16 protein-coding genes are annotated in these 23,560 nt (G+C 70.6%); 11 read left to right on the top strand and 5 right to left on the bottom strand.

Annotated features, from left to right (window positions below; translation table 11 throughout):
* Positions 1 to 468 precede the first annotated feature (468 nt).
* From Ate02nite_RS17875 to Ate02nite_RS17840, 8 genes are all read left to right on the top strand, one after another.
* Positions 469 to 1,932: a type I restriction-modification system subunit M gene (locus Ate02nite_RS17875; protein ID WP_203806791.1), complete on the top strand. Its 1,464-nt coding sequence runs from the start codon at positions 469 to 471 to the stop codon at positions 1,930 to 1,932.
* Positions 1,925 to 3,040 carry a restriction endonuclease subunit S gene (locus Ate02nite_RS17870; protein WP_203806789.1) on the top strand — a complete coding sequence of 372 codons (1,116 nt, stop codon included), beginning with the start codon at positions 1,925 to 1,927 and terminating at the stop codon, positions 3,038 to 3,040. Before Ate02nite_RS17875 ends, Ate02nite_RS17870 begins: the two co-directional genes overlap by 8 nt.
* A gap of 173 nt (positions 3,041 to 3,213) precedes the next feature.
* Positions 3,214 to 3,879 (top strand): DUF2238 domain-containing protein, encoded by a 666-nt coding sequence (locus tag Ate02nite_RS17865; RefSeq protein WP_203806787.1) that lies wholly within the window; start codon positions 3,214 to 3,216, stop codon positions 3,877 to 3,879.
* Positions 3,880 to 3,917: 38 nt separating this feature from the next.
* Positions 3,918 to 5,492: a methyl-accepting chemotaxis protein gene (locus Ate02nite_RS17860; protein ID WP_203806785.1), complete on the top strand. Its 1,575-nt coding sequence runs from the start codon at positions 3,918 to 3,920 to the stop codon at positions 5,490 to 5,492.
* Between the two features lie 19 nt (positions 5,493 to 5,511).
* The gene (gene dhaK, locus Ate02nite_RS17855) at positions 5,512 to 6,513 is read left to right on the top strand and encodes a dihydroxyacetone kinase subunit DhaK (protein ID WP_275422895.1); all 1,002 of its coding nucleotides are present in this window, start codon (positions 5,512 to 5,514) and stop codon (positions 6,511 to 6,513) included.
* Positions 6,514 to 6,518: 5 nt separating this feature from the next.
* On the top strand, positions 6,519 to 7,154 hold the full coding sequence (dhaL, locus tag Ate02nite_RS17850) for a dihydroxyacetone kinase subunit DhaL (RefSeq protein ID WP_203806783.1): 636 nt from the start codon (positions 6,519 to 6,521) through the stop codon (positions 7,152 to 7,154).
* A gap of 2 nt (positions 7,155 to 7,156) precedes the next feature.
* A complete protein-coding gene (gene ptsP, locus Ate02nite_RS17845) occupies positions 7,157 to 9,598 on the top strand; it encodes a phosphoenolpyruvate--protein phosphotransferase (RefSeq protein WP_203806781.1) in 2,442 nt (813 codons plus the stop codon).
* Between the two features lie 161 nt (positions 9,599 to 9,759).
* A complete protein-coding gene (locus tag Ate02nite_RS17840; RefSeq protein WP_203806779.1) occupies positions 9,760 to 14,544 on the top strand; it encodes an ExeM/NucH family extracellular endonuclease in 4,785 nt (1,594 codons plus the stop codon).
* Positions 14,545 to 14,589: 45 nt separating this feature from the next.
* Here Ate02nite_RS17840 and Ate02nite_RS17835 read toward each other — a convergent pair whose 3' ends face one another.
* The gene (locus Ate02nite_RS17835; protein WP_203806777.1) at positions 14,590 to 15,378 is read right to left on the bottom strand and encodes an SDR family NAD(P)-dependent oxidoreductase; all 789 of its coding nucleotides are present in this window, start codon (positions 15,376 to 15,378) and stop codon (positions 14,590 to 14,592) included.
* Positions 15,379 to 15,456: 78 nt separating this feature from the next.
* Here Ate02nite_RS17835 and Ate02nite_RS17830 point away from each other — a divergent pair, with 78 nt between their 5' ends.
* From Ate02nite_RS17830 to Ate02nite_RS17820, 3 genes are read left to right on the top strand one after another with little or no spacing between them, the layout of a single operon-like run.
* Positions 15,457 to 16,104 carry a TetR/AcrR family transcriptional regulator C-terminal domain-containing protein gene (locus tag Ate02nite_RS17830; RefSeq protein WP_203806775.1) on the top strand — a complete coding sequence of 216 codons (648 nt, stop codon included), beginning with the start codon at positions 15,457 to 15,459 and terminating at the stop codon, positions 16,102 to 16,104.
* 42 nt (positions 16,105 to 16,146) lie between these two features.
* A complete protein-coding gene (locus Ate02nite_RS17825; RefSeq protein ID WP_203806773.1) occupies positions 16,147 to 17,346 on the top strand; it encodes an FAD-dependent oxidoreductase in 1,200 nt (399 codons plus the stop codon).
* A gap of 31 nt (positions 17,347 to 17,377) precedes the next feature.
* Positions 17,378 to 18,907 (top strand): GGDEF domain-containing protein, encoded by a 1,530-nt coding sequence (locus Ate02nite_RS17820; RefSeq protein WP_203806771.1) that lies wholly within the window; start codon positions 17,378 to 17,380, stop codon positions 18,905 to 18,907.
* On the opposite strand, the gene araA is transcribed toward Ate02nite_RS17820, so the two are convergent.
* From araA to Ate02nite_RS17800, 4 genes are all read right to left on the bottom strand, one after another.
* Positions 18,883 to 20,373, bottom strand: coding sequence for an L-arabinose isomerase (gene araA / locus Ate02nite_RS17815; RefSeq protein ID WP_203806769.1), 1,491 nt, complete (start codon positions 20,371 to 20,373; stop codon positions 18,883 to 18,885). The two genes, Ate02nite_RS17820 and araA, sit on opposite strands and share 25 nt — an antisense overlap.
* A complete protein-coding gene (locus Ate02nite_RS17810) occupies positions 20,370 to 21,038 on the bottom strand; it encodes an L-ribulose-5-phosphate 4-epimerase (protein ID WP_203806885.1) in 669 nt (222 codons plus the stop codon). The genes araA and Ate02nite_RS17810 overlap by 4 nt, the downstream gene beginning before the upstream one ends.
* Positions 21,039 to 21,072: 34 nt before the next feature.
* Entirely contained in the window at positions 21,073 to 22,707 is a 1,635-nt protein-coding gene (gene araB, locus Ate02nite_RS17805; protein WP_203806767.1) for a ribulokinase, read from the bottom strand.
* A gap of 127 nt (positions 22,708 to 22,834) precedes the next feature.
* Positions 22,835 to 23,404, bottom strand: coding sequence for a TetR/AcrR family transcriptional regulator (locus Ate02nite_RS17800; protein ID WP_203806765.1), 570 nt, complete (start codon positions 23,402 to 23,404; stop codon positions 22,835 to 22,837).
* Positions 23,405 to 23,560: the final 156 nt, after the last annotated feature.

Genomic DNA, 23,560 nt, shown 5'->3' with positions numbered 1-23,560 from the left:
ACCCGCCCCCACCGGCAGGCGACTGTTAACCCCCGCCGACCAGGACAAACGCCGGCCAGTTCGACAGTTTGCTCTGCTCACCCGTACGCCCTGCTCGCTTACCTCGGGTAAGCGTGCGGGGGCGGTGTTGACGGTCCGGCCTGGGCCCCGATCGCGCCAAGTGGGCCGCCCCGGGCGACAGGAAGTTTCACAGTCTTTGCTTCTTTCGTGCGGACCGATTCTGCGTCCGGGCCCTCCTCGCCCACTCCGACGCGCAGACCTTGAAGGCCTCCTGCTCGCAGCGAGCAGGAACTCCGCAAGATCGCGCCGCGACGGCGGACCGGGTCGCCCTGGGCCAGCCGCCGGCCCGGCGTGCAACGCGAATGTGATTCGGGCATGCCTGGGGTGGGGCGGGAGGTGATGTATCGGCTCGGCGGGTCGCGGCGTTTACTTCTGTGGCGGACCTTGTGCTGAGAGAACGGAAAGCCAGTGCCTCCACGTCGACGTGCCGGGCTGCCGGAGGTGTCCGGTGGCAAGGGGATTCAGGACATTCTGTGGAAGGCGGCCAATCGGCTGCGCGGGACCATGGACGCCGCGCAGTACAAGGAGTTTGTGCTTGGGCTGGTCTTCCTCAAGTTTGTCTCCGACGCCGGCGTGTTCTGGGTGCCGGCGGAGGCGCGATGGGATCGCCTTGCTTCGCACCCGGCGGAGGAACTCGGGCAACGGCTTGACGACGCGATGGACGCGATCATGCGGGAGAACCGGGCGCTCGGCGGGGTGCTGCCGAAGATCTTCGGGGGCGGGGTGGTCGAGCCCGCCACGCTTCGGGAGCTTGTCACGCTGATCGGTGACGCGCGGTTTGCCGGGGCCGGGCAGGACGTGCTCGGTGAGGTGTACGAGTACTTCCTGGAGAAGTTCGCCCGCGCGGAAGGGAAGCGGGCGGGAGAGTTCTACACCCCGGCCAGTGTGGTGAAACTGCTTGTGGAAGTTCTAGAACCGTTCCACGGAAAGGTCTATGACCCCTGCTGCGGGTCGGGCGGCATGTTCGTGCAGGCGGCGCGCACCCACGGGCGGGACATCGCGGTGTTCGGGCAGGAGGGCAACGAGCGCACCTGGCGGCTGGCCAAGATGAACCTGGCCATCCACGGGATGGATCCGGCCGGGATCGGCGACCGGTGGGCCGACACCTTCGCCGACGACCGGCATCCCGGTCTGCTCGCCGATTTCATCATGGCCAACCCGCCGTTCAACATGAGCGGCTGGGCCCGGCGGGACGACGACCCCCGCTGGCGGTACGGGCTGCCGCCGCGTGGCAACGCCAACTTCGCCTGGCTGCAGCACATGGTGGCCAAACTGGGGGAGCGCGGCACCGCGGGAGTGGTGCTGTCCAACGGGTCGATGTCGTCGAAACTCTCCGGCGAGGGGGAGATCCGGCGGCGGCTGGTCGAGGACGACCTGGTCGCCTGCATGGTGGCGCTCCCGGGGAACCTGTTCCGCACCACCGCCATCCCGGCCTGCCTGTGGTTCCTGAGCCGAGACAAGGGCGAAGGCCGGGACAAGGGCGATGGCCGAGACAAGGGCAAGGTTGACCGGCGGGGGCAGATCCTGTTCATCGACGCGCGCGGGCTGGGCACCATGGTGGACCGCACCGAGCGGGTCCTCACCGACGGCGACATCGCCCGGATCGCGCACAGTTATCACGCCTGGCGGGGACCGTCGTACGCCGATGTGCCGGGTTTTTGTTTCTCCGCCTCGCTGGAGCAGGTCGCCGCGAATGACCATGTCCTCAACCCGGGCCGATACGTCGGCGCCGCCTCGGCGGCGGAGGATCCGGACGCCGAGCCGGCGGCCGACCGGATCGCCCGGTTGACCAAGGAGTTGTTCGCGCAGTTCGACGAGTCGGCGCGGCTCGAGGCGGCGGTCCGGGAACAGCTGGGGAAGCTGGATGCCTGACTGGCCGACCGGAACCGTACGCGACATCGCCGTCCCGAAGGGCCTGATCGGCGGCCCGTTCGGGTCGCTGCTCGGCGGCAAGGACTACGTCCCGCGCGGCGTGCCGGTGATCCGCGGCGTGAACCTGGCGTCCGACGGCCGGTTCGACGCGTCCGAGTTCGTCTATGTCACGCCGGCGAAGGCGGCCGGCGAGCTGGCCCGCAACCTGGCCCGGCCCGGCGACGTGGTCTTCACCCAGCGCGGCACCCTCGGCCAGGTCGGCATCGTGCCGCCGGGCCCGCACGACACCTACGTCATCTCCCAATCCCAGATGCGCCTGCGGGTCGACCCGGCCAAGGCCGACCCGCGCTACGTCTACTACCAGTTCCGCAGCCCCGCGATGCGGGCCGCGGTCCAGGGCAGCGCGATCACCGCCGGCGTCCCGCACATCAACCTGGGCATCCTCGGCGCCCTGCCGATCGTGATCCCGCCGCTGGCGGTCCAGCGCGAGGTAGCCGACCTGCTCACCGCCCTCGACGACAAGATCGCCGGCAACGATCGCCTGGCCGCGACGGCCCTCGCGCTGGCCGAGGCGGAGTTCGCGGCCGGTGACAAAGGCCGAACCGGCGTGCTCGGCGATGTCCTGGACCTCGTGTATGGAAAGGCGCTGCCTGCGGCGCGCCGAAACCCAGGACCGATCCGGGTGTACGGCAGTGGAGGCCAGTCCGGCTGGCACGACACCGCCCTGGCGCCCGGCCCCGGTGTCATCGTCGGCCGCAAGGGCACGGTCGGTGCGGTCCATTGGTCGGCAACCGACTTCTTCCCGATCGACACGACCTACTACGTGCGACCGAAAAAGGTCTCCCTGGAGTACGCGTACCTCCTGCTCCGAACCCTCGGCCTGGAGGGCATGAACTCCGATTCGGCCGTTCCCGGACTCAACCGTTCCAGAGCTCTGGCCGTCCCGATCCAGATGCCTGCGGAGAACGCGCTAGAAGGATGCGACCAGCGGTCTAGACCTCTGTTCGCCCTGCGTGATCGGATGGAACGCGAGAACGAATCCCTGCGCGCGCTCCGGGACGACCTGTTGCCGCGCCTGGTGCAGGAGGGCCTACCGGGGGCGCGATGAATGCCATCGAACGGTGGTTGCCGGCGGGTGACCCCGCGGCGCTCCAGGCCTGCGCCCGGCCGGTGGAACACCAGCCGGGCGCTGTGGATCCGGCGCTGGTGGCGCGGCGGCTGATACCGGTTCGTGCCGGGAGCGAGACCGGGCCGGCGATCTTCGCTGATTGACTCCGGGCTATGCACGGGGACTCGGCACCATCGAAGAAGAAGTCGAAGACGAAACTGTGGACGGTCGGCGTGTTCGTCGTCATCGTCGCGGTCACCTGGTGGCGGCCCATCTATCCGGCCGAACAGGCCCTGCACCATTCACTGACGGTCCTCGGGGTGGTGGCGCTGATTCTGGTGAATCGCGCGCGTCCCCTCCCGTACGCCTCGTTCCTGGCGATTTTGATTTTTCTGGCCATCCATTCCGTGGCGGCGCGGTGGATCTATTCGTTCGTGCCCTACGACGACTGGACCGACGGGCTGTTCGGGTTCCGGGTCAACGATCTGTTCGGCTGGCAGCGCAACAATTTCGACCGGCTGGTGCACCTGAGCTACGGCCTCTGTTTCGGGCCGGTCCTCTACCGGGCGCTGAAGCCGCGGCTGGGAAAGTGGGCGGCATTCGCCGCCGTCGACATCGTGTTGTCCACCAGCGCGCTCTACGAACTGTTCGAATGGGCGATCGCGATGAGCCTCGCGCCCGGTGATGCGGAAGCATACAACGGACAGCAGGGCGATATGTGGGATGCGCACAAGGACATGGCGCTGGCGACTCTCGGCGCCATAGTGGGTGTAGCCGTGCTCAGCAGGGGTAGTCGGGCTTTGAATAGGACCACCGGAACGACTGACAGCGGGGGCTAGTCGTGACGTCGGAAGTGTCTGCGCGCCAACGGCGCGGTTTGCAGGACCTGCCGGTCCTGCCGAAGATCATCGCGGGGGCGGTGATCACGCTGCTGGTCGCGATCACCGTGGGCGTGGTGGCGCTGATAAAGCTGGACGCCACCGCCAAACAGGTGCAGCAGATGTACGACGGTCAGGTGAAACCGCTGATCGTGCTGGGGTCCGCGGACCGGATGATGATGCAGTTGCGGGTGGATCTGCTGCGGCACGGGATCAGCACCACCGCGGCCCTCAAGGCGAAGGCCGAGGCACTGATCACCGAGCACGAGGACGAACTCACCACGCTGATCACCGATTACCGCCCGAGCGCCGCCGATCAGAACGTGGTCGACACCTTCACCGCGGATTGGGCGGCGGCCAAGACCATCCGCACCAAGCTGCTGGCGCTGTCGACGGCCGGGAAGACCGCCGAGTTCGAGGCGCTGCGCACCACCGACTACCAGACCGCCGTGGACAAGGCGGCCGCCGACCTCGACGACGCGTACGCGGCCGAGTCCAAGCGGGCGGCGTCGATGGCCGCCGAGGCCAGCTCCGACTATCGGAGTGCCCGGCTGTTGATCATCGCCATGCTGGTCGTGGGCGGGCTGGTGGCGCTGGGGCTGGCGGTGCTGGTGGCCCGGGCGCTCGTTCGCTCGGTGCGGTCGGTGTCGCTGGTAGCCAAGGCACTGGCAACCGGGGACCTGACCGTCCGGTCGGGGGTGCGGTCCGCCGACGAGCTGGGCATGATGGCCCGCGACCTGGACTCCGCGATGGGCACGCTGCGTGACACGGTCGAGGAGCTGGAGCAGAACGCGGTCACCCTGGCCGGCTCCAGCGAGGAACTCGCCATCACCAGCAGCCAGATCGCGGAGGCCGCCGAACGCACCAACGCCCAGGTCGGCGCGGTGTCGTCGAGCGCCAGCCAGGTCGGCTCGAACATCGCCACCGTCGCGGCCAGCGCCGAGGAGATGGGCGCCGCGATCAACGAGATCGCCAGCAACGCCGGTGAGGCCGCCCGGGTCGCCGCCGACGCGGTCCTGCTGGCCGAGTCGACCAACCAGACGGTCAGCAAGCTCGGTGCGTCGTCGGCCGAGATCGGCAACGTGATCAAGGTGATCACCTCGATCGCCGAGCAGACCAACCTGCTCGCCCTGAACGCGACCATCGAGGCGGCCCGGGCCGGCGAGCAGGGCAAGGGCTTCGCGGTGGTGGCCAGCGAGGTGAAGGACCTCGCCCAGGAGACCAGCCGGGCCACCGAGGACATCAGCAGCCGGGTGCAGGCCATCCAGAACGACACGGCCGGCGCGGTCACCGCGATCGGCGAGATCCAGTCGGTGATCGGGCAGATCAACGAGTTCCAGACCACGATCGCGTCCGCGGTGGAGGAGCAGACCGCCACCACCAACGAGATGGTCCGTAACGTCAGCGCGGCCGCCGCGGGGGCCGCCGAGATCACCGAATCGGTCACTGACGTCTCCGAGGCGACCTCGAACACCGCGGCCGCGGTCACCGAGGCGCAGACCACCACCAGCGAGCTCGCCCGAATGAGCGGCGATCTGCAGCGCATCGTCGGACAGTTCCGCGTCCGGGCGTGACGCGCGTAGGTTGGACCGCATGTCGGCGATGAAGAAGCTCATCAACGATCCCGCAAATGTGGTCGCCGACGCGCTGCGCGGTGTCGCACTCGCCCACCCGGAGCTGCGCGTCGACCACGAACAGAAAGTCGTCTACCGGGGTGATGCCCCGGTGCGCGGCAAGGTCGGACTGATCTCCGGCGGCGGCTCGGGGCACGAGCCGCTGCACGCCGGGTTCGTCGGGCCCGGCATGCTCGACGCGGCCTGCGCCGGGGAGGTCTTCACCTCGCCGGTCCCCGATCAGATGGTGGCGGCCACCAAGGGCGTCGACGGCGGCTCCGGCGTCCTGCACATCGTCAAGAACTACACCGGCGACATCATGAACTTCGAGATGGCCGCCGAGATCGTCGCGGCCGACACCGGCACCGAGGTGATCGCCGTGATCACCAACGACGACGTGGCCGTCGAGGACAGCCTCTACACCGCCGGCCGGCGCGGGGTCGGCGTCACCGTCCTGGTCGAGAAGATCGCCGGGGCGGCCGCCGACGAGGGCCGGCCCCTGGCCGACGTGGCCGCGGTCGCCCGCAAGGTCAACGAGAACGGGCGCAGCATGGGCCTGGCGCTCACCTCGTGCACGGTCCCGGCCGCCGGCAAGCCCACGTTCGACCTGCCCGCCGACCAGATGGAGGTCGGCATCGGCATCCACGGCGAGCCCGGGCGACGCCGGGTGCCGGTGGCGTCGGCCGCCGAGGCCGCCGAGATGCTGGTGACGCCGATCCTCGGCGACCTCACCTACAAAAACGTGATCGCCTTCGTCAACGGGATGGGCGGCACCCCGCTGATCGAGCTCTACGTGCTGTTCGCCGAGGTCGCCGCGATCCTCGAAAAGTCGGGGGTGAGCATCGCCCGGTCGCTGGTCGGGCCGTACATCACGAGTCTCGACATGGCCGGCGCCTCGGTGACGCTGGTCGAGGCCGACGACGAGATCCTGCGATTGTGGGACGCCCCCGTGCGTACTCCGGGCCTGCGCTGGGGAATCTGACCGGCATGGCCGACACCGTGGGCACCGAGGCCCTGCACGCCTGGATCCGGGAGTTCGCCCGGCTGATCGCGGAACACAAAGATCTGCTGACCGAGCTCGACTCCGCGATCGGCGACGCCGATCACGGCGTCAACCTGCATAGAGGCATGTCCGCGGTGGTCGAGGTGCTGGCCAAGGAGACGCCCGGGCGGCCGGGCGAGCTTTTGAAGCGTACGGGGATGACGCTCGTCTCCACGGTGGGTGGCGCGAGCGGCCCGCTGTACGGAACGGCGTTCCTGCGCATGTCGGCGATCGCCGGCGACGCCGAGACCCTGGACGGCGCCGACCTGGCCCGGGTGCTGCGGGCCGCCCTCGACGGGGTGGTCGCGCGGGGCAAGGCCCAGGCCGGCGACAAGACGATGTACGACGCGCTGGCCCCGGCCGTGGAGAGCCTCGAGGAGTCGATCGCCGCCGGGCAGCCGCTCGGCGAGGCCCTGGACGGCGCGCTCCGGGCCGCCGAGCAGGGCCGGGCGGCCACCATCGCGATGGTCGCCCGCAAGGGCCGGGCCAGCTACCTGGGCGAACGCAGTGCCGGCCACCAGGACCCGGGCGCCACGTCGGTGACGCTGCTGGTGGCCGCGGCCGCCGCGGCGCTGGCCTGACGGTGGTCGGCCTGGTCGTGGTCAGCCACAGCCGTGCCCTGGCCCGGGCCGCGGTGACACTGGCCGCCGAGATGGCGGCCGGCGCGCGCATCGAGATCGCGGCCGGGCTCGACGAGACGACGCTCGGCACCGACGCGACCGCCATCGTGGACGCGCTGGTCGCGGCGGACGACGGCGACGGCGTGGTGGTGCTGATGGACCTCGGCAGCGCGGTCCTCTCCGCCGAACTGGCCCTCGAGCTGATCGACGACGACCTGCGGTCCCGGGTGCTGCTCTGCCCGGCCCCGCTGGTCGAGGGCCTGGTGGCAGCGGCGGTCACGGCCGCGTCCGGGGCCGGTCGCGACGAGGTGGCGCGGGAGGCGACCGAGGGATTGCTGGGCAAGCTTTCCCAGCTGAGCCCGGCGCCCGTGCCGGAGGACAGCGGCGCCGCGATGGCCACGGTGACCGTCGAGAACCCGCATGGGCTGCACGCGCGGCCGGCCGCCCGGCTGGTCACCGAGGCCCGCCGGCTCGACGCCGGTCTGGAGGTCCGCAACCGCACCACCGGCTCGCCGTGGGTGCCGGCCACCAGCCTGTCCCGGGTGGCCACGCTCGGCGCGCTGCGCGGCCACGAGATCGACGTGCGGGCGTCCGGGCCGGGGGCGCGGGCCGCGGTCGACGAGATCGTGGCGGTGGCCGCCCGGCGCTTCGACGAGACCCCGCCCGAGCTCGACAAGATCAGCGAGTGGGGCGGCTCGGTGCCGGTGGACCTCGACCTGATCGAGGGCAACACCACCGACACCGGGGTGCGGCGCGGGCAGGGCGCGTCGGCCGGGATCGGGATCGGACCGGCCTGGCGGCGGTCGAACACCCCACCGCCGGTGCCGGACGTGCCGTCCCGGGGCACCGAGGTGGAGTGGCGGCGGGTCGAGGACGCGGTCGCCGCGGTCCGGCTGGAGATCGACAAGATCTGGGCCGGCAGCCAGGAAGCGGGCATCTTCGACGCGCACCTGCTGCTGCTCGACGACGCCGAGCTGCTCGGCGAGGTCCGGCAGCGGATCGAGGACGGCCAGGCCGCGCCGCAGGCGTTCCAGGGCGCGGCCGCCCGGATCGCCGCCGAGTTCGACACCCTGGAGGATCCCTACCTGCGTGGCCGTGGCGACGACGTGCACGCGGTCAGCGACCAGGTGCTGCGGGCCATGCTCGGCATCTCCGGCGCGGCCGCGACCGGCGACGGCATCCTGGTCGCCGCCGATCTCACCCCGGCCGAGGCGGCCACCCTCGATCCGGAGCGGGTGCTCGGCGTGCTGCTGGCGTTCGGCAGCCCTACCTCGCACGGCGCGATCCTGGCCCGCACCCGGGGCATCCCGATGGTGGTCGGCGCCGGGCCGGCCGTGCTCAGCGTCCCGCACGGCGCGACCGTCGTCCTGGACGGCACGACCGGCGAGTTCGCGATCGCCCCGCCCGAGTCGGTCGCCGCCGCGTTCCGGGACCGAGCCGCCGAGCGGTCTACCCGCACGAACCGGGCCGCTACCCGGGCCGGCCAGCCGGCGGTCACCGCGGACGGGGTGACCGTCCTGGTCGCCGCGAACGTGGGCTCGGTGGCCGACGCCCGCGCCGCCGCCGCGCACGGCGCCGACCTGGCCGGACTCGTCCGCACCGAGTTCCTCTTCCTGGACCGGGACGCCGCGCCGAGCATCGACGAGCAGATCGCCGTCTACCGGGAGATCGGCGAGGCGCTCGGCGGGCGCCGAATCACCCTGCGCACCCTGGACGTCGGCGGGGACAAGCCGTTGCGGTACGCGCCGGCTCCGGCCGAGCGGAACCCGTTCCTCGGCGTCCGCGGCATCCGGCGTTCCCTCGCCTATCCCGGACTGTTCGCCGACCAGCTCGTCGCGATCGCCCGGGTGGCCCGGGATATGCCGGTCAGCGTGATGTTCCCGATGGTCAGCACGGTCGCCGAGGTGATCGCCGCGCGGCGGATGCTGGACGAGGCGATCGGCCGGGCCGGCCACGCGGAGGGGCTGCGGGTCGGCATCATGATCGAGGTGCCGGCCGCCGCGCTGCGGTCGGCGGCCTTCACGCCGTACATCGACTTCGTCAGCGTGGGCACCAACGACCTGACGCAGTACACCCTGGCCGCGGAGCGCGGCAATGCCGCGCTGTCCGCGGACGGTCTGGATCCGGCCGTTCTCCGGCTCATTCAGCTGGTCGGTACGCAGGCCGGCGTGCCGGTCGCGGTCTGCGGGGAGTTGGCCGCCGACGAGGCCGCGGTGCCGCTACTCACGGCTTTGGGGGTACGGGAATTGAGCGTTGCGCCGCCCGCCGTGCCGCTCGTCAAAGAGGCGGTCCGCGGCATCCGCCTGGAGCTGGCCGGCCCGCTGGCCGAGCAGGCGTGCGGGCTCGCCGACGCCAACGCGGTGCGAGCCTTGCTAAAGCCCGGAAACGTCCATTCCGGACGCTGATACAAAGCGTACAAAAACGCGGGTGAGAAACGTCATATGACCTGGTCGATATGGCGAATTCCGTCGATGTTTGCCCGCGTTCCCGTTACCTTCGCGAAAATCTGCTGTCATCGGGTGTAATTACTCTCCACCGATCGACAACCTTCGGAGGAAACTTTTAGATGCGCCTATATAGACGCGCCGGGACGGTGGCTGTTGTCACCGCGCTGGCCCTGAGCCTGACCGGCCAGGCCTTCGCGGCTGAGGACACCCCCTTCATCAGCGAGATTCACTACGACAACGCGGGCACCGACTCCGGTGAGGCGATAGAGATCCAGGCCCCCGCCGGGTTCGACCTGACCGGCTGGAAGGTCGTGCTCTACAACGGCGACGCCAGCAGTGGTGGTGGCTCGTACAACACCGCCGCGCTCAGCGGCGCTGTCCCGGCCGCCGGCGTGGTCGTGCAGACCTACGCGGCCAACGGCATCCAGAACGGCGCGCCCGACGGTGTCGCCCTGGTCAAGCCGGACAACTCGGTCGCCGAGTTCCTCAGCTACGAGGGTGCCTTCGCCGCCACCAGCGGCCCGGCCACCGGGCTGACCAGCACCGACATCGGCGTGCTGGAGCCGGGCACCGACCCGGTCGGCTACTCGCTGCAGAAGATCGACGGCGTCTGGAAGGCCCCCGCGCAGAACTCGTTCGGCGCGCTCAACACGGCCACCACGCCGCCGACCGAGCCCACCGACCCCGACCCGGTCGGCTGCACCACCGCCGTCACCAACACCATCGCCGAGGTGCAGGGCACCGGCGCGGCGACCACGCTGGCCGGCTCGGTGGTGACCGTCGAGGGCATCGTCACCGCCGATCACCGCACCGGCGGCTTCAACGGCATCTACCTGCAGACCGCGGGCACCGGCGGCAGCCGCCCGGTCGCGGCCGGTACCGCCTCCGACGGCATCTTCGTCTACGTCGGATCGGGCACCAACCAGCCGTCCGTCGCGATCGGCGACAAGGCGCGGGTCACCGGCACGGTCAGCGAGTACAACGGCCTGACCGAGCTGAGCATCGCGGCCAAGACCGGCGTGCAGATCTGCGCGAACAACGCGGCCCTGCCCGCCCCGGTCCCGCTGACCCTGCCGCTCGCCGCCGACGCGCGCGAGTCGGTCGAGGGCATGCTGGTCGCCCCCGCGGGTGCGTACACGGTGTCGGACACCTACTACGCCAACCTGTACGGCGAGATCGTCCTGGCCGCCGGGGCCAAGCCCGCCCGGATCCCGACGGACATCGCCCGCCCCGGCTCGACCGAGGCGCTCGCGCAGAAGGCGGCCAACGCGAACGCGCGGGTGCTGCTCGACGACGCGAAGACCACGAACCTCTCGCAGGCCGCCATCGCCCCGCCGTACCTCGACGCCGCCAACCCGGTTCGCACCGGTGACACGGTCGCCAAGTTCGGCCCGGTCGTGTTCAGCTACGAGTACGGCGACTGGATGTTCGAGCCGACCACCCCGGTCGGGTTCGACACCCCGGCGGCGTCGCGCACCACGTTCACGGCCACCAACCCGCGCACCGCGGCCCCGGCCGCCGTGGGCGGCGACATCAAGGTCGCCAGCTTCAACGTGCTGAACTACTTCGTCCACTTCGGTGGCGACGCCCGCGGTGCGGTCGACGCGGCCGCCGCGGCCAAGCAGCAGGCGAAGATCGTCGCGGCGATCACCGCCATGGACGCCGACGTGGTCGCGCTCATGGAGATCGAGAACTCGGTCAAGTTCGAGCCGAACGACCCGCAGATGGCCCTCAAGGTGCTGGTCGGCGCGCTCAACGACGTTGACGGCGCGGGCACCTGGGACTACGTGCGGTCCCCGGCCGAACTGCCGGCGGCCACCGCGCAGGACGTGATCACCACGGCGATCATCTACAAGCCGGCCGCGGTGACCCCGAAGGGCGCTTCCCGGTCGATCAACGACGAGACGGTGTGGTCGAACGCCCGCGAGCCGATCGCGCAGACCTTCACGAGCGGCACGATCGACTTCACGGTCGTCGCCAACCACCTCAAGTCGAAGAGCGCCTCGGTGACCCCGACCGGCGACAACATCGACGCCGGGGACGGGCAGGGCCCGTACAACGGTGACCGCAAGCGGCAGGCGGCCTCCCTGGCCACCTTCGTCGCGTCGCTGAACACGCCCAACGCCATCCTGCTCGGTGACTTCAACTCGTACACCGAGGAGGACCCGATGCAGGTCCTCTACGACGCCGGCTATGAGGACGTGCACACCACGCACGCGCCGGGCAAGTCGTCGTACGTGTTCGGTGGCGAGTCGGGTTCGCTCGACCACGCGCTGGTCACCTCGTCGCTCGCGTCGCGGGTCACCGGCGTGGACATCTGGAACATCAACTCGGTCGAGTCGTACGCGTTCCAGTACGACGGTTACGCGCCGTTCTACGCGCCGAACCCGTACCGGGCCAGCGACCACGACCCGGTCGTGATCGGCCTCAAGACCGGCCTGACCGGCCCGGTCGACCTGCAGCTGCTGTCCATCAACGACTTCCACGGCCGGCTCGAGGCGCCGACCGCCGGGGTCGGCGGCGCCGCCCAGCTGGTCGGCATGGTCAACAAGCTGCGCGCGGAGAACCCGAACACCGCGTGGGTGTCGGCCGGTGACAACATCGGCGCGTCCACCTTCGTCTCGGCGATCGACGGCGACAACCCGACGATCGACGCGCTGAACGCCGGTGGCCTCGCGGTCTCCGCGGTCGGTAACCACGAGTTCGACAAGGGCCTCGCCGACCTGGTCGGCCGGGTCGAGGACCGGGCCACGTTCCCCTACCTCGCGGCCAACGTCTACAAGGACGGCCGGCGGGTGCTGCCCGGTTACTCGGTGCAGACCGTGGGCGGCGTCAAGGTCGGCTACATCGGCGTGGTGACCGAGCAGACCGGTTCGCTGGTCAGCCCGGACGGCATCGCCGGCGTCGAGTTCCGCGACCCGGTGGCTGAGGCCAACACGCTGGCCAACCAGCTCAGCGACGGTGACGCCGCCAACGGCGAGGCCGACGTGGTCGTGCTGCTCGCCCACGAGGGTGCGGCCACCGAGAACATCAACTCGGCGGCGGCGCTGCAGGCCGACCCGGTCTTCGGCGACTTCACCCGGGTCAACGCCAACATCGACGCGATCCTCAGCGGGCACACCCACCAGCCGTACGCGTTCGAGGTCCCGATCCCGGGCACCGACCGCACCCGGCCGGTCATCCAGGCCGAGGACTACGGCGTCAAGCTGGGCAAGGCGGTGCTGACCTACGACCCGGCCACCAAGTCGGTGACCGGCTCGACCGCCGAGCTGCTGCCGGTGACCGGTCAGCCGTCGGACACCACGGTCGCAGCCATCGTGGCCGCTGCCAAGGTCAAGTCTGAGGTGCTCGGCGCGCAGAAGCTCGGCTCGATCACCCGCGACATCCTGCGTGCCTCCCTCAACGGCGCGGAGGACCGCGGGTCCGAGTCGGTGCTCGGCAACTTCATCGCCGACGTCCAGCTCGACCAGACCAAGGCGGCCGGCCGCGGTGGGGCGCAGATCGCCTTCATGAACCCGGGCGGCCTGCGGGCGGACCTGAAGTACGGCACCGACGGCACGGTCACCTACTCCGCGGCGTTCGCGGTGCAGCCGTTCTCGAACGACGTGGTGACCCAGACGCTCACCGGCGCCCAGATCAAGCAGGTGCTCGAGGAGCAGTGGCAGCCGGACGGCGCGTCCCGGCCGGTGCTGCACCTCGGCTCGTCGAAGGGGCTCACCTACTCCTACGACCTCGCGCAGCCGCGCGGCTCGCGGATCATCGCGTCCTCGCTGAAGTTCAACGGGGCCGTGCTCAACCCGACCGGCACCTACCGGGTCACGTCGAACTCGTTCCTCGCCGCGGGTGGCGACAACTTCCTCACCCTCGGCAAGGGCACCGACCGGATCACCACCGGCGACAACGACCTGACCATGCTGGTCAACTACCTGGCCGCCAACTCGCCGGTCACCGCGGACAGCGTGTTCCGCTCGACCCCGGGCAAGGCCGACAGCACCGCGCCGACCGGCACGTTCACGCTGACCGGTACGGCGCTGTGGCCCGGCCAGGCGGTCACCCTGAAGCAGACCGCGCTCGCCGACGACGTGACCCCGGCCGCGTCGATCACCCGCGTGGTCAACTGGGGTGACGGTTCCGCGCCGCAGACCCTGGCGGCCGGTGCCACCACGGCGACGCACACCTACGCGAAGGCCGGCAGCTTCCCGGTGTCGGTGGCCCTCACCGACCTGGCCGGCAACAGCGGGGCGGCGACCTTCGCCGGCACGTCCACCGTCACGGTGGCCGCGCAGCCCGGCAAGTACTCGCTGAGCAAGACGGCGATCTGGCGAACCCAGGCCGTCACGCTCGGCCTCGGTGGCCTGACCGGAGTCACCAAGGTGGTCGTGAACTGGGGCGACGGCTCCGCGCCGCAGACCCTGCCGGCGACCTGGACGAAGGCGTCGCACACCTACAACAAGGCCGGCTCGTTCGCGGTCAAGGTGACGCCGTACAACAGCGTCGGGGCCGGTGTCACGGTCACGGCCGGAACGGTCAAGGTCACCAACGACACGGTCAAGCCGGTCGTGACCCTGAAGGTGCCGGGCAAGGCGACGTCCGCGTCGTCCTGGTACCTGCTGCAGGGCACGGCGAAGGACACCGGCCTGGGCGTGAAGTCGGTCAAGGTCCAGCTCATCGAGCAGCGCTCGGGCAAGTGGTTCTACTACTCGGGCGGCCGCTGGACCAAGACGACCTCGAAGGCCAAGGCGCAGTCCAAGGCCCAGCAGGTCACCGCGATCCGGCTCGGCGATTACTGGGTGGCCCTGAACTTCGGTGTCCAGAAGGGCACCCTGGTGGTCACCTACTGGGCGCAGGACTACGCCGGTAACACCTCGGCGAAGAAGAGCTACACCCAGAAGCTCACCAAGTAGTTCGTACGACGGCCCCCGCCCTGTTTCCAGGGCGGGGGCCGCTTTCTACCGGTTGAGCAGGTCCTGCATCTTGCCGGCGATCAGCGCGGCCGCCCGGCGCGGGTGCAGCCGGTACATCCTGTCCATCAGCTTGGCGTCGTTGCCGATCAGAACCCGGTAGGCGTTGGCTTCCATCCCGTTGAGGATGTCCTGTGCGGCCCGTTCCGGCGTGGTGATCTTCGAAGCCTTGGCCCCGTCGACCGCCGGCATGTGCACCCCGGAGTTCGTGGTGATGTTGGTGGCCACCCCACCCGGGAAAACCACGGTGACGTGCACGTTCGTCCCCGCGCACTCGGCGTGCAGGCCCTCGGTCAGCAGCTTCACCGCCGCCTTGGACGCGCCGTAGATGGTCTGCCCCGGCACCGGCAGGAAGCCACCCATGCTGGACACGTTGACGATGTGCCCCTCCGGCCGGTCCAGCAGCACCGGCAGGAACGCCTTGGTCAGATAGAGCGTGCCGGACCAGTTGACCGCGAAGACCCGGTCGATGGTGGCGTAGTCGAGGTCCTTGAGCCGGATGAACGGCTGGATGATGCCGGCGCAGTGCACGAAGCCGTCGACCGCACCCCACCGCTCGGCCACCTGCCCCGGAAGCGCCTCGACCGCGTCCCGGTCGGTGACGTTCAGCGGGTGCGTGGAGATCGTCGCCTTCCCCGCGGTCGTCTCGGCCAGGGTGTCCGGGTTGAGATCGACGGCCGCGACCTTGGCGCCGCGCCGGGCCGCCTCCAGGGCCACCGCCCGGCCGATGCCGCTGCCGGCCCCGGTGACCACGAGAACCTTGCCTGCCACCTGCATGGAGACTCCTCACGTTTATTTCCCGGTGGGGAGAAAACCTAAAACCTCCGGCTGGTACGGGTCAATATGCTGATCGGCATGTCTGAGTCACGACGGCGGGGACGGCCACCCCGGATCGACCGCGACCGCATCGTGGCCGCCGCCCGCGACATGGACCCGGCCACCCTGACCATGCAGGCGGTCGCCGAGCGGCTGGGCGTCGACCGCAAGGCACTGAACTACCACGTCACCGACCGGGACGGCCTGCTCCAGCTCGTCGCCCACGAGACGCTCAGCTCCCTGCTGGAGACCGTCACGCCGGTCGACGGCACCTGGCAGGACATGGTGCGGGCGATCGCCCATCAGACCCGGGCGTCGATGATCGCGGTCGGCGCGCACTTCGACTACGTGCGGCTCCCGATCGGCAGCGGCCCGGCCGCCCTGGCGCCCAACGAACACCTGCTGCGCTCGCTGGTCGAGGCCGGCTTCACCGACGCGCAGGCCGGCCGGGCGCTCGGCCTGCTGGCTGAGCTGATGTACGCGTCGGCCCGCAACACCGTGCTGGCCGGCCGGTACGGCGAACACCCGCAGATCACCGAGTTGAACCGGATGCTCGCCGAGGCCCCGCCCGGCACCCTGCCGTCGATCCGCCGCCTGAGCGCGGCCCGGATCGGCCTGGACCCCGAGCAGTTCGACTTCGACCTGGACGTGGTCATCGCGGGCCTCGCGCAGCTGCTGGACCGCTGAAACCGGGGCAGCGGAAACCGCGCCGGACAGTTACGTTGCGCTATGGACTTCGACGTCATCGTGGTGGGCGCGCGGGTGGCCGGCGCGTCCACCGCGATGCTCCTGGCCCGCGGCGGCCTGCGCGTGCTGGCCGTGGACCGCGCTCGATTTCCGAGCGACACCCTCTCCACCCATCAGGTGCAGCTGCCCGGGGTCGCCCTGCTGCGCCGCTGGGGCGTGCTCGAGGAGCTCATCGCCCGGGGCACCCCGCCCGCCCGTACGGTCATCTTCGACGCCGGACCGGCGGTCCTGCGCGGCGCCTACCCGTCGTTCGACGGGGTCGATGGGGTCTACAGCCCGCGCCGCACCGTGCTGGACGCCCGGCTGATCGCGGCCGCCCGGGCGGCCGGCGCCACGGTCGAGGAGAACTTCATCGTCGAGGGCCTGACCCGCGACGGCGACCGGGTGACCGGCCTGACCGGCCGCTTCAAGAACGGCAGGTCCACCACCCTGACCGCGAAGTTGGTGATCGGCGCGGACGGCAAGAACTCGACGGTGGCCAAGGAGGTCGGCGCCCGTGAGTACCGGAAACGGCCACCGGCCTCCGGCGTGCTCTACGGCTACTTCGCCGGGTTGCCGCTGGCCGGGGGAGAGGTCTATGTGCGGCCCGACCGGATGGTGACGCTCTGGCCCACCGACGACGAGCTCACCCTGGTCTACGTCGGTATGCCGGCGGCCAAGTTCGCCGAGGCCCGGACGGCCGGGTTGCCGAGAATGGCCCGCGGCATCGCCGGGCTCGGCGAGCGGATCGCCGCAGCACAGCCGGCCGAGCGCGTCCGGGGGACCATCGACGTGCCCGGGGTGATCCGCCGGCCGTACGGTCCGGGCTGGGCTCTCGTCGGTGACGCCGGGCTGGTGATGGACCCGATCACCGGGCAGGGGATCGGCAACGCGCTGCGCGACGCCGACCGGCTGAGCCGGGCGATCCTCGACGGCCTCGCCCTCCGGGAGTATCACCGCCGCCGCGACGCCGGCCGCCGCCCGATGTACGACCTGACCGCGCGGCTGGCCGCGTTCCGGCCCGACCCGGCCGGCGACACGCTCTTCCCGGCCCTGGCCGAGGACCCGGCCCGGGTGACCCGGTTCCTCGGCATGCTCACCGGCATCAACCCGGTGCGCGACATCTTCGGCCCGGCCGCCCTGCGCCGCACCGTCGGCCTGCGGGGAATAGCGCGGATTCTGCTGGCCCGCCGTAAATCTTGAGTCGGCCGGGGCCCGGCCGATGGGAACCAACGTGTTGGCGGAGCTCACCCGGCGGCTCGCCGCGGTGCTCCGCGGCTCGCGCACCGTGACGAACAGAGTGGTCATGACGGTCGCGGCCGTCCTGGTCTACCTGGCCGTGGTCCATCTCGCCCCGGTGTCGGACGTGGCCGCCGGCCGGCTGAGCCAGATCGCCGACTGTGCCTCGGCGGGGACGATGGGCGTGCTCTGGTTCCGGGCGGCTCGCTGGGCCTCCGGCCGGCGGCTCCGGATCGGCATCGGCCTGCTCGGTGTGGCCGCGCTGGCCTGGATGGTCGCCGAGGCGATCTGGCTGGTCACCGGCTGGTCGGCGAACGGCGACGTGCCCATTCCGGCCGTCGCCAACGCGTTCTTCGCGGTGACCATGATCGGCACCCCGATCGCGGTGGCGCTGCTGGTCCGGCGCCCGTCGGCCAGCCTGCGTACGCTCCTGGACGGCCTGCTGATCGGCACCTCCCTGATGTTCGTGCTGTGGGCCCTGGTGATCGGCCCGCAATACCGGGCCGGCGCTTCCAACCTGGGCACGGTCACCTACGCGGTGGTCGACGCCCTGGTGGTGAGCGTCGTGGTGCTGGTGCTCACCGACGCCCACCCGACGGTGCGGCCGGCCCTGCGGATCTCCGCCATCGGCATGGTGGTCATGTTCGCGGCCGACTCGAGCTACGCCTACCAGGCCGTCGACGGGCACTACCGGTTCGGCGCGCTTCCCGACCTGCTGTGGTTCCTGGCGTTCGCGATCCTGGCCGCGTCGGTGCCACGCCGGCGGATGCTGGGCAGCCTCGACGCCCTGGTGGACGGCACCCGGGCCCGGAACTTCCTGCCGTACGTCCCGTTCTCGCTGGCGTTCGCGACCGCGGTGGCGGTGCCGCTGGCCCGGCGGCACCTAGACCCGGCGCTCTACTGGCTCAGCCTGGCGCTGGCGCTGGTGGTCGTGATCCGGCAGCTGATCACCCTGACCGAGAACCGGTCGCTGACCCGCCGCCTCTCCACCGCAGTGCAAGACCTGCGGTTCCGTGCCTACCACGACCCGCTGACCGGCCTGGCCAACCGCGCGCTGTTCGAGGACTCGCTGGACCGGGCGCTGAGCTCCGGCGATCCGGTCGCGGTGCTCTACATCGACCTCGACGGCTTCAAACCGATCAACGACGCGTACGGGCACGAACGCGGCGACGAGGCCCTGGTGGTGGTGGCCGAACGGCTGCGCGGCACCGCCCGGCAGCAGGACGTGGTGGCCCGGCTCGGCGGCGACGAGTTCGCGATCCTGACCGTCGGCCCCGACCCGGCCGCGCTCGCCGACCGAGTCCTCGCCGCGCTGCACACACCGCTCGACCTGTCCGGCCGCAGCGTCTCGATCGGTGCCAGCATCGGCATCGCCGCGGGCCGGACCACCCCCGGCGAGCTGCTGCGCAACGCCGACGCCGCGATGTACGCGGCCAAACGGCAGGGCCGGGACCGGATCGTGGTGTTCGACCCGGCCCTCTGGCCCGACGCGTCACTTACCTACATCGGGCGGGACAGCCGGTAGTAGGCGCTGTTCCAGCGGATCCGGTCGGCGAACTCGTACGGCGTGGTGCGCTCGTCGATCAGCAGCAGCTCGGTGCGCACCATGTCGGCGAAGTCGCGCAGCGTCTCGGCCCCGACCGCCTGGGTCATCACGGTGTGGTGCGGGCCGCCCGCGGTCAGCCAGCTCTCCGCCGAGGTGGACAGCGAGGGCGCCGGCTTCCAGACCGCGCGGGCCACCGGCAGGCTCGGCAGCGGCTCGTCCGGCGGGACCACCTCGATGGTGTTGGCCACGAACCGGAACCGGTCGCCGAGGTCGGCCAGGCCGATCACCACGCCGGGGCCGGGGGCCGCGTCGAAGACCAGCCGCACCGGGTCCTCCCGGCCACCGATGCCGAGCGGGTGGATCTCGCAGCGCGGGCGGTCCGACGCGATGGTCGGGCACACCTCGAGCATGTGCGCGCCGAGGATCTTGGGCTCGCCCGGCCCGAAGTGGTAGGTGTAGTCCTCCATGAACGAGGTGCCCTTGCCGGTGCCGGCCCCCATCGCCTTGACCGTGGCGAGCAGCGCGGACGTCTTCCAGTCGCCCTCGCCGCCGAAGCCGTAGCCGTCGGCCATCAGCCGCTGCACCGCGAGCCCGGGCAGCTGCCGCAGCCCGCCGAGGTCCTCGAAGTTGGTGGTGAACGCCCCGAAGCCACCCTCGGTCAGGAACTGCCGCAGCCCGGCCTCGATCTGCGCGGCGTAGCGCAGCGACTCGTGCTGGTCGCCGTCCTTGCGCAGCGTCGGTGCCAGGTCGTAGACGTCCGAGTACTCGGCGACCAGGGCGTCGACGTCGGCCGGCGACACGGCGTCGACCAGAGCAACAAGATCATTCACGCCGTACGTGTTGACCGAAACGCCGAACCGCAGCTCGGCCTCGACCTTGTCGCCCTCGGTGACCGCGACGTCCCGCATGTTGTCGCCGAAGCGGGCCAGCCGCAGGCTGCGCAGGTGGGTGAAGCCCTTGGCGGCCCGGATCCAGGCGTCGATCCGCCGGGCCACGTTCGGGTCGGCCGCGTGCCCGGCCACCGTCTTGCGCGGCACCCCGAGCCGGGCCTGGATGAACCCGAACTCCCGGTCGCCGTGCGCGGCCTGGTTGAGGTTCATGAAGTCCATGTCGATGGTTGCCCACGGCAGTGACTGGTTGTGCTGGGTGTGCAGGTGCAGCAGCGGCTTGCGCAGCGTGTCCAGCCCGGAGATCCACATCTTGGCCGGCGAGAACGTGTGCATCCAGGCGATGATGCCGAGCACGTTGGGATCGGCGTTGGCCTCCAGCATGGTCTGCCGGATCGCACCCGAGTCGGTGAGCACCGGCCGGCTGACGATCTCGGCGCTCAGGCCGGACGCGGTCAGCAGCTGCTGGATCTCGGCGGACTGGGCGGCCACCTGGTCGAGGGTCTCCGGGCCGTAGAGGTGCTGGCTGCCGGTCAGGAACCAGATCTGGGGCTTCATGCGGCGGGCTCCTGTCCGTAAACGTTCTGGTAGCGGGCGTACAGCGAGTCGATGTCGGCCGGCGCGATCGGGATCGGGTTGCCGAGCTGACGGGAGATGTGCACGGTGCGGGCCACGTCCTCGCACATGACGGCGGCTTTGACCGCGTCGCGGGCGGAGCGGCCGATGGTGAAGACGCCGTGGTTGCGCATGAGCACGGCGGGGGAGCGGTGGTCACGCAGCGTCTCGACGATGCCCTGACCGATCGAGTCGTCGCCGATCAGCGCGAACGGCCCGACCGGGATCTCCCCGCCGAACTCGTCGGCGATCATGGTGAGGACGCAGGGGATCGCCTCACCCCGGGCGGACCAGGCGGTCGCGTACGTCGAGTGGGTGTGCACCACCCCGTTGACGTGCGGCAGGTTTCGGTAGACGTAGGCGTGCGCGGCGGTGTCCGAGGACGGCTTGCGGTCCCCGTCGACCAGATTGCCGTGCAGGTCGGTGACGACCATGGCGTCCGCGGTGATCTCGTCGTAGGAGACCCCCGACGGCTTGATCACCAGCAGGTCGTGCCCCGGCACCCGGGCCGACACGTTGCCGGCGGTCCAGACCACCAGGTCGTTGCGGGGAAGCTCGGCGTGCAGGTCAGCGACCTGCTGCCGGATCTCCTTGATCGACGCGTCCAGGCTCACGCCGCGCCCTCCTTCGTGATGCGGGCCGTCATGCCGTCACGGCCCCTCGCTGGATCGCGCGCAGCTTGCGCATCACCCGGTTGGCGCCCCGGCCGAAGTAGTCGTGCAGCACCGAGTACTCGGCGTACAGCTCGTCGTAGATCGCGGCCGCGGCCGGATCGGGCTGGTAGACCGCCCGGTGCACGCGGCCCATCGACGCGGCGGCGGTCCGCACGTCCGGGTAGGCGCCGGCCGCCGCGGCGGCGTGGATCGCCGAGCCGAGCGCCGGGCCCTGCTCCGAGCCGATCACCGACAGCGGCATGTTCAGCACGTCCGCGTAGATCTGCATGAGCAGGCCGTTCTTCAGCAGGCCGCCGGCCGCGATGAACTCCCGCACCGGCACCCCGGCCGCCGTGAACGTTTCAATGATCTTGCGGGTGCCGAAGGCGGTGGCCTCGATCAGCGCCCGGTAGATGTCGGCCGGCTTGGTGGCCAGGGTCTCGCCGACCAGCAGGCCGGACAGCTCGACGTCGACAAGCACCGACCGGTTGCCGTTGTGCCAGTCCAGCGCGAGCAGCCCGTGCTCGCCGGGCTTCTGCCGCGCGGCCAGATCGGTCAGCCGGGCGTGCGTCCACTCGTCGCCGAGGTTGTCGACGTAGTGGCCGAAGATGTCGCCGACGCCGCTCTGCCCGGCCTCGTAACCCCAGAGCCCCGCGACGATGCCGCCGTCCACCGCCCCGCACATGCCGGGGACCTCGCGCAGCTCGTCGCCGTTCATCACGTGGCAGGTGGAGGTGCCCATGATCGCGACCATCTGACCGGGGTCGAGCGCGTCGGCGGCCGCGCTTGTCACGTGCGCGTCGACGTTGCCGACCGCGACCGCGATTCCCTCGGGGAGCCCGGTCCAGGCGGCGGCCTGCGCGGTCAGGGTGCCGGCCGCGTTGCCCAACTGTCCGATCGGCTGTTCTAGCTTCTCGGCGACAAAGTTCTGGAACTCCGGGTTCAAGGCTTCTAGAAACTCGGCCGACGGGTACTGCCCGTCCTGGAGGATCCCTTTATAACCGGCGGTGCAGGCGTTACGCACGTAGCTTCCGGTGAGCTGCCAGACGATCCAGTCGGCCGCCTCGACCCAGCGCGCGGTCGCCGCGTACGCCTCGGGGTCCTCCTCCAGCAGTTGCAGGCCCTTGGCGAACTCCCATTCCGAGGAGATCAGCCCGCCGTAGCGGGCCAGCCACGGCTCGGCGCGTTTCGCGGCGAGTTCGTTGATCCGGTCAGCCTGGGCCTGGGCGGCGTGATGTTTCCAGAGCTTCACATACGCGTGCGGGCGGTCGGCCCACTCGGGCAGCTCGCACAGCGGGGTGCCGTCGGCGAGGGTGGGCACCATGGTGCAGGCGGTGAAGTCGGTGCCGACGCCGATGACGTGCGCGGGGTCGATGCCGGCGGCGGCCAGCGCGGCCGGCACCGCGGTCTTCAGAACGTCGACGTAGTCGGACGGCACCTGCAGCGCCCAGTCGTGACCGAGCGGGGTGCCGCCGGGCAACCTCTCGGTGAGCACGGCGTGCCGGTAATCGTGCACCGCGGAGCCGAGCTCGGCACCGTCGGACACGCGCACGACGACCGCGCGGCCGGACAGCGTGCCGTAGTCGACGCCGACCACGCAGGCCACGGATGGGTCAACAAGCATGAGGGGGTTACCTCCGCGTTGTGAGGACGTTGCGGGGTTGTTCGAGCATTGTTATCGCTAACAAAGCAGGTGTCAACGCCACTGACGGCAACCAGTTGTTAGCGATAACACGCCGAGCCGCACAACGTCAGCGGCGGCGGACCTGCAGCAGCCTCCGGCCGCACTCCATCAGGAGATCGCGCTGGTCAGCGGGGCGAAGCCTGGCCATCTCGGGGTCCTTGAGGGGCGCCGACATGCCGCCCAGGAAGATCAGCAGGGCGGTGCGGGCCGGCAGGTCGCTCTCGGCCCCGACCGCCGCCACGATCCGGTGGAACCACTGGATCAGGTCGTGGTGGGCCAGCACCAGCCGCCCGACGTAGGGGTCGCCGGCGAAGACCGCGAATCGCGAGTGGTTGTCGACGATCAGCGTGATCATGCCGGTGAGCAGCTCGTCGAGGCGGGCCTGCCGCCCCCGGTGCGCCTCGGCCCGGGTGATGACCGCGTCGAGTTCCTCGAAGAGTGGCGCCAGCACCCCCAGCACCAGGTCGTCCTTGCTGCGGTAGTGGTAGTAGACCGCGGCCTTGGTGACGCCCATGTCGTCGGCGATCGACTGCAGCGAGGTGCCCTCGACCCCGTCGCGAGCGAACAGGCGCAGCGCCGTCTCGTGCAGCTGCGCGCGGCCGGCGCCGCGCGGGCGCGTGCCCACCCCCTGTGCCATGTCGGTAATGCTATCGACACGGCCTCGTAAAAACTAGCCAGAGGGTAAGTGTGATACTTACCGCCCGGCTAGTTATTTACTAGCCGGATGGCAAGGCTCAGTTCTACCGTGGCGGTGCCGAAGAGATACCGACGCGCCGCACTTGAACAGATGCCT

This window comes from Paractinoplanes tereljensis (genome assembly GCF_016862435.1).
Lineage (GTDB): Bacteria > Actinomycetota > Actinomycetes > Mycobacteriales > Micromonosporaceae > Actinoplanes > Actinoplanes tereljensis.
The sequence above is the reverse complement of the archived record's forward strand: the minus strand, read 5'-3'. Positions and strand labels throughout refer to the sequence as shown.